Annotated in this window: 10 protein-coding genes; 4 read left to right on the forward strand and 6 right to left on the reverse strand. The window is 61.8% G+C overall.

All coding sequences use genetic code 11. The features are described from left to right. Nucleotides 1–159: 159 nt before the first annotated feature. Nucleotides 160–540, reverse strand: coding sequence for a PH domain-containing protein (locus Q0K17_RS08960; protein ID WP_294542403.1), 381 nt, complete (start codon nt 538–540; stop codon nt 160–162). Between the two features lie 193 nt (nt 541–733). Here Q0K17_RS08960 and Q0K17_RS08965 point away from each other — a divergent pair, with 193 nt between their 5' ends. Genes Q0K17_RS08965 through Q0K17_RS08975 form a run of 3 tightly spaced genes read left to right on the forward strand, consistent with a single transcriptional unit; the run spans nt 734 to nt 3,432 of the window. Next, nucleotides 734–1,423 carry a response regulator transcription factor gene (locus Q0K17_RS08965; RefSeq protein WP_294542404.1) on the forward strand — a complete coding sequence of 230 codons (690 nt, stop codon included), beginning with the start codon at nt 734–736 and terminating at the stop codon, nt 1,421–1,423. Nucleotide 1,424: 1 nt separating this feature from the next. After that, a complete protein-coding gene (locus Q0K17_RS08970; RefSeq protein ID WP_294542405.1) occupies nt 1,425–2,864 on the forward strand; it encodes a HAMP domain-containing sensor histidine kinase in 1,440 nt (479 codons plus the stop codon). A gap of 16 nt (nt 2,865–2,880) precedes the next feature. Beyond that, nucleotides 2,881–3,432 (forward strand): GNAT family N-acetyltransferase, encoded by a 552-nt coding sequence (locus tag Q0K17_RS08975; RefSeq protein WP_294542406.1) that lies wholly within the window; start codon nt 2,881–2,883, stop codon nt 3,430–3,432. Between the two features lie 59 nt (nt 3,433–3,491). Here Q0K17_RS08975 and Q0K17_RS08980 read toward each other — a convergent pair whose 3' ends face one another. The 3 genes from Q0K17_RS08980 to acpP all read right to left on the reverse strand — a co-directional run bounded on the left by Q0K17_RS08980 (nt 3,492) and on the right by acpP (nt 6,369). Then, on the reverse strand, nt 3,492–4,559 hold the full coding sequence (locus Q0K17_RS08980; RefSeq protein ID WP_294542407.1) for a hypothetical protein: 1,068 nt from the start codon (nt 4,557–4,559) through the stop codon (nt 3,492–3,494). Between the two features lie 97 nt (nt 4,560–4,656). Next, entirely contained in the window at nt 4,657–6,096 is a 1,440-nt protein-coding gene (gene proS / locus Q0K17_RS08985) for a proline--tRNA ligase (protein ID WP_294542408.1), read from the reverse strand. 36 nt (nt 6,097–6,132) lie between these two features. After that, the gene (gene acpP, locus Q0K17_RS08990) at nt 6,133–6,369 is read right to left on the reverse strand and encodes an acyl carrier protein (protein ID WP_294542409.1); all 237 of its coding nucleotides are present in this window, start codon (nt 6,367–6,369) and stop codon (nt 6,133–6,135) included. Between the two features lie 179 nt (nt 6,370–6,548). On the opposite strand from acpP, the gene dapF reads away from it, so the two are divergent. Then, complete coding sequence (gene dapF, locus Q0K17_RS08995) at nt 6,549–7,403, forward strand: diaminopimelate epimerase (protein ID WP_294542411.1); 855 nt, start codon at nt 6,549–6,551, stop codon at nt 7,401–7,403. A gap of 113 nt (nt 7,404–7,516) precedes the next feature. Here the strand turns inward: dapF and Q0K17_RS09000 are convergent, their stop codons facing one another. Further along, on the reverse strand, nt 7,517–8,644 hold the full coding sequence (locus tag Q0K17_RS09000) for a 3D domain-containing protein (RefSeq protein WP_294542413.1): 1,128 nt from the start codon (nt 8,642–8,644) through the stop codon (nt 7,517–7,519). A 114-nt stretch (nt 8,645–8,758) separates the two neighbouring features. Beyond that, a partial coding sequence (locus Q0K17_RS09005; RefSeq protein ID WP_294542415.1) for a hypothetical protein occupies nt 8,759–8,957 on the reverse strand: 199 nt, incomplete at its 5' end.

The raw sequence follows: 8,957 nt of genomic DNA on the forward strand, positions 1-8,957 counted from the left end.
CGATACCGAGTTTCATATTACGATTCGCTCCTTTGGCGTACTGCTGCATTTTATACCAGTGTTTATTATACACATCCCGGAGCCAACAGGCAAGGGGCGGCAGGCAGCAAAAAGCGGCAGGGTCTGTTCCCTGCCGCTTCTGTGTGCTGATAAAGGGCTTCACATCATGTCGTCGTCCCCGTCGCCCTCGTCGGTCATGAATTCCCGGCTGCTCACCCGCTTGGCCTGACGCTCCTCCTCGATCATGTTGGAGAGGGTCTCCTTCACATCGGCAGAGTGCGGGATCCAGCGGATGTCGAATTCCGGGGTGGATTTGTCCGCCGAGCAGCAGTGGATGGTGCCCAGCCCGAACAGACGCTCCCACAAAGAGCGGTTCAGGGTCACATCCATGATGCGGTACAGGCGGATTTCCTCCTCCTTTGTGTTGAGGATGCCGCTGCGGATGAGCAGCTTTTCCTTGGTGAGGTGATAGGTGGTGAAGGTGAAGGGCAGACCGAAGATGATGCGCTTGCGGTCTTCCCATACATACGAACCGGCCATGGGCAACGCTCCTTTCCTGCAGAGGGCGGGATTTTTCTTCAGTATACCATATACGGGGCCGCCGGGGAAGAGCGGGAAAAATCTTTGCCTGTTTCTTTGCCCAAAAAAGGGAAAATGTACGGTTTCTTCTTTATTTTTCAACATTTGCCCCGTATAATAAGAGAAATACCATCTATTGGAGGGAAATTCCGGAATGGCGAACGAAAAAATCCTCGTCGTGGACGACGACAAAAATATCTGTGAACTGCTGCGGCTGTATCTGGTCAAGGAGGGCTTTGCGGTGACGCTGGCCTACGACGGCAAGACCGCTCTGCAGGAATTTGACAAGCTGCACCCGGACATGGTGCTGCTGGACGTGATGATGCCGGATATGGACGGCTGGGAAGTCTGCCGCCGCATCCGCCAGAACCACAAGACCCCCATCATCATGCTCACCGCCAAGGGCGAGACCTACGACAAGGTGCTGGGCCTGGAACTGGGCGCCGACGACTACATCGTCAAGCCCTTTGAGACCAAGGAGGTCACCGCCCGCATCAAGGCGGTGCTGCGCCGGTGTGCCGTGTCCAACGAGGAGGACAAGGGCGTGTACAGCTTTGACAACCTGCACCTGGACATGAACCGCTACGAGCTGAAGGTCAAGGGCAAGGTGGTGGACGCCCCGCCCAAGGAACTGGAACTGCTGGCCTGTCTGGCCGGACACCCCAACCGGGTGTACACCCGTGACCAGCTGCTGGACGAAGTCTGGGGCTTTGAGTATTACGGCGATTCCCGCACCATCGACGTACATGTGAAGCGTCTGCGGGAAAAGCTGGAGGGCGCTTCCGACCAGTGGTGCCTGAAGACCGTCTGGGGCGTGGGGTACAAGTTCGAGGTGAAAGAGTAAAGTGCATCGCAAAACCATCAGCCGCGAGCTGTTCACCAGCATTGCCCTGGTCCTGCTGCTGAGTCTGGCTCTGATGTGCGGCATCCAGAGTGCTTTGTCCATCGCCTACTTTTCCAACGAGCGGATGAGCGCTTTGACCAGCGTGCTGGACGGCGCCACCGCCCTGAGCCAGCGGTTTGCCGACCAGGGCAGCGATGTGACCCGGCCCATCACCGACGAGGCACTGAAGGAGAACATTGAGAGCGGATTTGAGCTCTTCCATACCTCCGCCGACGCGGTCATCTTCATCACCGACCCCACCGGCAAGGTCATCCTGCACACCGAGGCCGCCGACCTGACCGGGGCCAGCGTGCCCGCCGAGGTCCTGGACGTGCTGAACAGCGGGGTGGACTATTACAGCGAGGATACCCTGGACGGGGTGTTCAGCACCAAATACTACACCGCCGGACGGCTGATCGAAGGCCCCACCACCAACGCCTATCTGTTTGTGGCCACCTCCATGGACGCCCTGCACCAGTATGTGAGCGACCTTCTGAGCATCTTCCTCATGTCGGCGGTGGGCATCCTGATCTTTGCCAGCGCCATCTCCATCCTGTTTGCCCGCAAGATCAGCGCCCCCATCGAGCAGATCGGGGAGGCCGCCCGACAGCTGGGCAGCGGGGACTTCACCGCCCGGGCCCCGGTGGACGGGTGTGAGGAGCTGGCCGACTTTGCCACCACCTTCAACAACATGGCAGCCCGCCTGCAGACCATCGACAACGCCCGGGGCCAGTTCATGGGCAACATCGCCCACGAGCTGCGCACCCCCATGACCAGCATCAAGGGCTTCATCGACGGCATGCTGGACGGCACCATCCCCCAGGAAGAGTACAAGCATTATCTGGGCATCGTCTCCCAGGAGACCGGACGGCTGGCCCGCCTGGTGCAGAACATGCTGGACATCACCAAGCTGGAATCCGGGGAATACAAATTCCAGGCCCGCAACTGCAACATCTGGGACACCATCACCGACGTGGTGCTGTCCGACGAGAAGCGCATCGAGGACGGGCAGATCGACATCCAGGGGCTGGAACCGGCCAGGGAACCGGTCTACGCCGACCCGGACCTGATCCATCAGGTGGTGTACAATCTGGTGGACAACGCCATCAAGTTCACCCCGCCCCAGGGCATCATCCGGTTCTCGGTGAAACGGGACGGCGGCATGGTGGTGGTGGCGGTGGAGAACACCGGCGAAGGTATCTCTCCCGAAGCTTTGCCTTTTGTGTTTGAGCGTTTCTACAAGGAGGACCGCTCCCGGGGCCTGAACACCCGGGGCAGCGGCCTGGGCCTGCACATCTGCAAGGTGCTCATCAACCTGTCCGGCGGCCAGATCAAGGCCGAGAGCGAGCAGGGCAAATGGTGCCGGTTCACCTTCACCCTGCCCGTAGGCCACACCGAATAAAAGGAGGCACAACCTCATGGTTTTTGCTGAACAGACAGTCCCTCTGCGGGACGGCAGTTCCCTGACCCTGCGCAGCGCCGGCCCCCAGGACGCCGAAGCGGTGCTGGCCTATCTGGAAGGTACCACCGCCGAAACACCCTACCTTTTGCGGGAACCGGGGGAAAGCAGCTTTTCTCTCGGCCAGGAACAGCAGTTTCTGCAGGGGCGGCTGGATTCCCCCCGGGATCTGATGCTGCTGGGCTTTTATAAGGGCGAGCTGGCGGGCAGCTGCGCTCTGGTATCGGTGGGGCCTTTCCGGCGGCGGGTGGCCCACCGGTGCGAAGTTTCCATTGCCCTGTATCAGAAGTTCTGCGGCAAGGGCATCGGCACTGCCATGATGACCGCCCTGCTGGCGCAGGCAAAAGCTGCCGGGTATGAGCAGGCGGAACTGACGGTCATGGCCGAAAACCGGCCCGCCGTGGCTCTGTATGAACGGCTGGGCTTTGTGCGCTGCGGCACCCTGCCCCACAACATGAAATACGCCGACGGCCATTATGCCGATGCCTACTGGATGCAGAAATCCCTGTAACAACAACAAACCGCCCCGGGAGCCGCAAGGTTCCCGGGGCGGTTTTTGTCTGGAATGGTTCAGGCGCCGGCCAGCGGAGCCAGCAGCACCGCCGCCACATAGATGAGATAAATGGCAAAGCAGAGGGCTCCCTGCCAGCGGTAGAGCCGCTTTTTCAGCAGGGCGGGCAGCAGCAGGATCAGCCCCAGGGCCAGACAGGCCGGCATGTCGTACCGGCGGAACTGGGCGCCCACCGGCAGGTGCTGGCGATAGGTCAGGCTGCACACGGGCAGCACAAAGGTCAGGCTGAGGATGGCGCTGTTCAGCATCTGCATGGGCAGGGCGGCCGGGGGATGCACCCGGCAGCGCACCGCAAATTTTTTCCACACCGAACCGAAGGGATGGTGCAAAACTTCGGCCAGCAGGGGCAGGCTGAACCCGAAGGAGATGAGGGTGGCCGCCCACAGCGCCTGGATGGTACCGGTGAGATTGGCAAACACCGTAGCGCTGTACAGCAGCGCCCAGGCCCCCACCGTGAGCAGCGCGGCCCCAAAGAGCATGCCGGCCAGATTCTTCATGCTGTTGGTCAGGCTCATGGCCGGAAAGGCCATGGTCTGCATGGCGGGCACAGCGGCGCTGCGGGGCAGGCGGCGGGGGCCCACCCCGATGGGCTGCAGGTCCTCGTCATAGGCCAGACGGTACTGGTAGAGGATGCTTTCCAGCACAAACAGGACAAACAGGGCCATGAGCAGCCCTGCCCCCGTGTGGGTGAGCACGCCGTCCCCGGCAAAGAGTTCCAGCACCAGACAGGCAGCCAGCAGGATGCCGCATTTGCGGCAGAACTCCCCCCGGTCCACCGTGACCGACCGGCGCAGCAGGCACAGGGCCAGCACCAGCCCCAGGTCGGTGACGGCCCCCGCCAGGGCCACCCCCACCGCCATGGAGGTGATGGACAGCCCCGACGCCAGAAAGGCCAGCACCAGCTGGGGCAAAGCCACGCTGAGAGACGCCACCGTGCCGGACACCACCCACATGGGCAGCCCGCACAAGGCGCAGCACCAGGTGGCGCAGCGGCCCGCCAGCCGGCTGCCCACGGCGGTGAGCACCAGCCCCACGGCGTATACCCCCAGTGTCACAAGCAGAAACATGCGGCAACGACCTTTCCGGAAAAATCAGCGGACGGAAGGCAAAAAAGTCCCCGTAACCAAAAAGCAGCGCCCCTGCGGGCGCTGCCAGAAAGCGAACTTAATACGCAATGCCCCAGACGACCATGGTCTTGGCAGGCTTGCCGCAGACCGGGCAGACATCGGACAGATGCTCCTGGGCAAAGGGCATGCAGCGGCTGGACAGCCCCGCCTGCTCCTTCATGGCTTCCTCGCAGGCCAGATCGCCGCACCACATGGTCTTGACAAAGCCGGTCTTTTCGGCCACCTTGGCCTTGACCTCTTCCATGGTGGTGGCACTGACGGTGCGGGCTTCCCGGTTCTTCAGGGCACGGTCGTACAGGTCCTTGGCCAGTGCCTGAAGAGCGGCCGGAATGGCGGTCTCCAGGTCCTCGAACTTGACGAACTGCTTCTCGCGGGTGTCCCGGCGGACCAGCACGCACTGGCCCTGCTCGATGTCACGGGGACCCACTTCCAGGCGCAGGGGCACGCCCTTCATCTCCCACTGGGCAAACTTCCAGCCGGGAGCCTTGTCGGAATCATCCAGCTTCACGCGGGCGTACTTGCCGATGGACGCGGCCAGTTCCCGGGCCTTCTCGGTGACACCGGCCTTGTGGGCGGCCACCGGAACGATGACCACCTGCACCGGGGCGATGGCCGGGGGCAGGATCAGGCCGTCGTCATCGCCGTGGGTCATGATGATGGCGCCGATGAGGCGGCTGGAAGCGCCCCAGGACGTCTGGAAGGGATACTGCAGGGTGTTGTCCCGGCCGGTGAAGGTCACGTCATAGGCGCGGGAGAACTTGTCGCCAAAGTAATGGCTGGTGCCGCTCTGCAGCGCCTTGCCGTCCTTCATCATGGCTTCGATGGTGTAGGTGGCTTCGGCGCCAGCAAACTTTTCCTTGTCGGTCTTGCGGCCCTTGATCACCGGGATGCACAGGTCGTTCTCGCAGAAATCGGCGTAGCAGTTCAGCTGCTGCTCGGTCTCGGCCTCGGCTTCCTCGGCGGTCTCATGGATGGTGTGGCCTTCCTGCCACCAGAATTCGCGGGTGCGCAGGAAAGGACGGGTGGACTTTTCCCAGCGGACCACGCTGCACCACTGGTTGTACAGCATGGGCAGGTCACGGTAGCTCTGCAGCACATGGGCAAAGTGGTCACTGAACATGGTCTCACTGGTGGGACGCACGGCCAGCCGCTCTTCCAGGGGTTCGCTGCCGCCGGCAGTGACCCAGGCCACTTCGGGGGCAAAGCCGTTGACCAGCTCGCCCTCCTTCTTCAGCAGGCTTTCGGGGATCAGCATAGGCATGGCAACGTTCTCGTGGCCGGTGGCCTTGAAGCGGCTGTCCAGATTCTTCTGGATGTTCTCCCAGATGGCGTAGCCATAGGGGCGCAGCACCACAAACCCTTTCACACTGGAATATTCGACCAGTTCGGCCTTCGTGCAGATGTCGGTATACCACTGCGCAAAATCCACTTCCTGCGCGGTGATGGCTTCGACCATCTTTTTCTTATCGTTTGCCATTGCTTTTCCTCACACTTTCTACAATTTTCCGGGAGATTACAGACGTTCCTCCACATAGCTGACCACATCGCCCACGGTGTGGAAGTTCTCGATCTCCTCGTCGGGGATCTCCACGCCGAACTCGTCGGACAAGGTGGTGATCATGTCGATGACATCCAGGCTGTCGGCCCCAAAATCTTCCACGATATCGCTCTCGGGGGTGATCTTCTCAGGCTCCACATCCAGCTGGTCAGCCAGATACTCACGGATGCGTTCAAAAACTTCGGATTCCATTCTAAACTCTCCTTCATCTATGGTTGCCCACGCTGCGGGCAGAATGCAAGTCTTCATGTAATTTTATATCGTATCCCATGCGGGTTGTCAAGCGCCGCGGCAGTTTTTTTGGCCCGGTGGTTGTACGGCAGCCCCAAACGCGATATGATAGAGGGAGAGATTACACAGGAGGGCCTTTTATGCAACTGGATTTTACCAAAATGCACGGCTGCGGCAATGACTACATCTATCTGGACTGCCGGGAGACCGGCCTGCCGGAGCAGATCGCGGACTGGAGCCGCAAACTGTCCCGCCGGCATTTCTCCATCGGAGCGGACGGCATCATCTGCATCTGTCCGCCGGTACTGGCCGGAGGCGACGCCACCATGCGGATGTTCAACGCCGACGGCAGCGAGGGGCGCATGTGCGGCAACGGGGTGCGCTGTGTGGCGCAGTACCTGTATGAGCACGGCATGGCCAAGGATGTGATCGAGATCGATACCCTGATGGCCGGCCGCAAGACCCTGCGCCGTCTGGGGGACGGCATGTGGCAGGCGGACATGGGCCGGTTTGACGCCAGCCCGGACGCCCTGCCCGCCGTGGGCCTGGGGGCCGGGCCGCTGGTCCATGCCGACCTGGTGGCCGCCGGAAAGAGCTGGGACGTGGCCTGTGTGAGCATGGGCAATCCCCACTGCATCGTGGAGTGGCCGGATTTGGACACCCTGCCCACCGGCGCGGCACTGGCGGAGATCGGGCCGTCCTTTGAGAAGCACCCCGCCTTCCCCGAAGGCACCAACACCGAATTCGTGTATGTGCGGGACCCCCACCACCTGGTCATGCGGGTGTGGGAGCGGGGCAGCGGCGAGACCCTGGCCTGCGGTACCGGCGCCTGTGCCACCGTGGCCGCCATGGTCCTGCGGGGGGTATGTCCCCGGGGCGAGGCGGTGCAGGTGGAGCTGCTGGGCGGCACTTTGTCCATCACCATCGATGCCGACGACGCGGTGCAGATGGCAGGCCCCGCCGAGACCGCTTTTGTGGGCCGGGTGGAGGTCTGAGGCACTCCCCTTTCCGGAATGCAGACAAAAACAGAAGGTGCGGCTTCGTGCCCGGTTCACACCGGACGGGGCCGCACCTTATTTATATAGGGACAGAGGGACAGAAAAGCGCTTCAGTGGTGCTCCGCCAGATCCGCTTCCCGGATGGCGTCGTTTTCCTCCTTGTAGGCAGCCGCGGTCTCGTCGTCAATGACGTACACCGTCACCGGGATGACCGCACTGGTCACCGCCTCGTCGTAGGATTCATAGTACAGGTCCACAAAGGCGTGGCCGGCCATCATGGCGGTGCCGGTATCCGCCGCATAGGCGTAGCCGTACACGAACCGGCCGTCATCCGAAGTAATGTACAGAAGGGTCCCGTAGGGGATCACCGAGGGGTCCACGGCCACGGTGCCGTAGGTCAGCCGCTGGCCGGAAGCCCCCTTGGAAGTCAGGGAGGCCGAGTATCCGGTGGAGCGTTTGCCGGTATACACCGCAGAAACGCCCTCCGTGGGCACACCGTCCACCACCTCGGGGCCGTGGAAGATGGACACCGGCACCCCTTCGCCGTAGCACTTGATGACGGTGGGCTGCATTTCGGTCAGCGTCTGGCGGCCGATCTCCACCGTTTCGGTGCACTCGCCGTTCACCCAGATCTCCCGCCAGGTCACCTGGTCCAGGCCGTCCTGGCCCTCTTCCAGCACCGTTTCCTTGTCCTGATTGCGGTAGAACAGGCTGGTCTGGCGGTATTCGGTCTCGGTGGGGACGGCCTCCTCGGTGGTGTACTCCACGTACTCCACCCGCTGCAGGGTCACGCTGTCCCCCCGCTCCAGTTCCTCATCCAGGGCGGGTTCCACAATGTCGTGCTCCCCCACCGCAATGCCGGCTTCGGAGAGCAGTTCCCCCACCGTCTCATCGGTTGCCACCAGGTCGGTGGTGGCGCCGTCGGCGGTGACGGGCACCGTAAAGGCCCGCAGCACATGGATGCGGTCCCGGCCGTTGCTCTCCACAATCTCCAGCTCGTCCTCACTGCCGGGAGCAGTCAGTCCGGCCTGGTCCACCAGGGTGTTCACATCGGTGGCACAGGTGACGATGACGCCGCTCTGGCCATGGGTATCGCTGATTTCCACAATGCGCAGGCTGTCGCTGACAACGGCCAGGGACACGCCCAAAGAGACCGCTCCGCACAGCAGCACCGCCAGATGCGGGCCGGTGATCTCCATGCGGCGGCGGATATGTTCACGGGTTTTGACTGATAACATGGCAGCTCCTGTCTTTCAGGCTTCGGCATCCATTTCAGGAATGATGCCGGATGTTTACAACTTTTCCGGCGCATAAGAAAAGGCCGGCCGCGGGGGCCGGCACCCATTGCAGAGTCAGATGCCGCGGAAAAGCGCCGCTACAGTGTCCGCCGGATACGGCGTACCCGGCAACTGTTCCGGATTATTATACTTCACTTTGGGGCGCTTGTCCATACAAATACCAGTTTTTTCACCTATTATCGGGCTTTTGCACAGACTTCGACAGCCTTTTCGGGCAATTTTTGGTTTGCTTCCGCAGCAAAAGCGACAAAAA

The organism is uncultured Gemmiger sp. (assembly GCA_944388105.1).
Classification (GTDB): domain Bacteria; phylum Bacillota; class Clostridia; order Oscillospirales; family Ruminococcaceae; genus Gemmiger.

Excerpts from the sequence above, each read along its gene's own strand:
- Q0K17_RS08960 (WP_294542403.1), bottom strand. The coding sequence starts at position 540 with ATGGCCGGTTCGTATGTATGGGAAGACCGCAAGCGCATCATCTTCGGT.
- Q0K17_RS08965 (WP_294542404.1), top strand. The coding sequence starts at position 734 with ATGGCGAACGAAAAAATCCTCGTCGTGGACGACGACAAAAATATCTGT.
- Q0K17_RS08975 (WP_294542406.1), top strand. The coding sequence starts at position 2,881 with ATGGTTTTTGCTGAACAGACAGTCCCTCTGCGGGACGGCAGTTCCCTG.
- Q0K17_RS08980 (WP_294542407.1), bottom strand. The coding sequence starts at position 4,559 with ATGTTTCTGCTTGTGACACTGGGGGTATACGCCGTGGGGCTGGTGCTC.
- proS (WP_294542408.1), bottom strand. The coding sequence starts at position 6,096 with ATGGCAAACGATAAGAAAAAGATGGTCGAAGCCATCACCGCGCAGGAA.
- acpP (WP_294542409.1), bottom strand. The coding sequence starts at position 6,369 with ATGGAATCCGAAGTTTTTGAACGCATCCGTGAGTATCTGGCTGACCAG.
- dapF (WP_294542411.1), top strand. The coding sequence starts at position 6,549 with ATGCAACTGGATTTTACCAAAATGCACGGCTGCGGCAATGACTACATC.
- Q0K17_RS09000 (WP_294542413.1), bottom strand. The coding sequence starts at position 8,644 with ATGTTATCAGTCAAAACCCGTGAACATATCCGCCGCCGCATGGAGATC.